Source organism: Bacillus sanguinis (assembly GCF_018332475.1).
In the GTDB taxonomy this organism is placed as follows: Bacteria; Bacillota; Bacilli; order Bacillales; family Bacillaceae_G; genus Bacillus_A; species Bacillus_A sanguinis.
Genome location: NZ_BOQB01000475.1, coordinates 1 through 1,041 on the forward strand (window position 1 = coordinate 1; position 1,041 = coordinate 1,041).

The window sequence follows — 1,041 nt, forward strand, 5'->3', positions numbered from 1 at the left end:
CATAACGCTAAGAACATGTACAACACCACAAACTTTTATATACGCCAGGTGTACACTGGATTAACACAAGAAAAAGAGTTGCAGCCTTTGCAAAAAGAAGTTCTGGATCATATTCATAAAAATATTGGTAAGATGAATGAAACACAACTTCTTGCCTATCAGAAGAAATTGGAAAAAGAGAAATTAAAGCCTAAAGAAGAACAGAAAGAGATTACATGTAATTTGTTTTCAGAACCTAATTTTGAAAAACCTTTTGTAGATTACAACTTTCTAGATGCACTATTTAAGGCTATGATTCAAAATGATTATCGAGCTTTGCCTACGCAATGTAGCCAGTCAATCATGAAAGGTTTGTTCCAAAATTGGAAATCTTTTTTTGCTAGTTTAAAAGACTATAAAAAGAATCCAAACAAATATGCTGGAATGCCTAGGATTCCAAAGTATATTCGTTCGTCTGAAAAAGAGATTCTGTATACAAACCAAGATTGCATCATTAAAAACGGTAGATTTTTAAAGTTTCCAAAGACGAAATTACAATTAAATATTGGGAAACTAGGTTTTACTGAAGGTAAACTGAAACAAGTTCGTGTGATTCCAAAATACAATGAATATGTAGTGGAATTGGTAATGGATGTTCCTTCTGAACAACAAATGATTGAAGAGAATGCACGTTATATGAGTATTGATTTAGGGATTGATACCCTTGCAACCATCGTAACAAACACAGGTATGAAACCTGTCCTTGTTAAGGGCAAACATGTCAAAAGCATAAATCAATATTACAACAAAATGAAGAGTCATTTTACAAGCATTCTTAGAAATGGAAAACAAACGAATGAAGGACCTTTTACTTCTAAAAGGATAGAAAAACTTCATCAAAAACGTTACTTGAAAACAAAAGACGTCTTCCATAAAGTTAGTCACCATATCGTGAAACTAGCTCAAGAAGAAGAAGTTTGTAAAATCGTTATTGGTCAAAACAAAAGTTGGAAACAAGAAACGAATATGGGAAAAAGAAATAACCAACCGTTTTGTCATATC

Annotated in this window: 1 protein-coding gene; it reads left to right on the top strand. The window is 32.3% G+C overall.

Annotated features, from left to right (window positions below; genetic code table 11):
• Positions 1-1,041 (top strand): RNA-guided endonuclease InsQ/TnpB family protein (locus KI369_RS27810; RefSeq protein ID WP_238484971.1); only part of this gene is annotated, 1,041 nt, incomplete at both ends.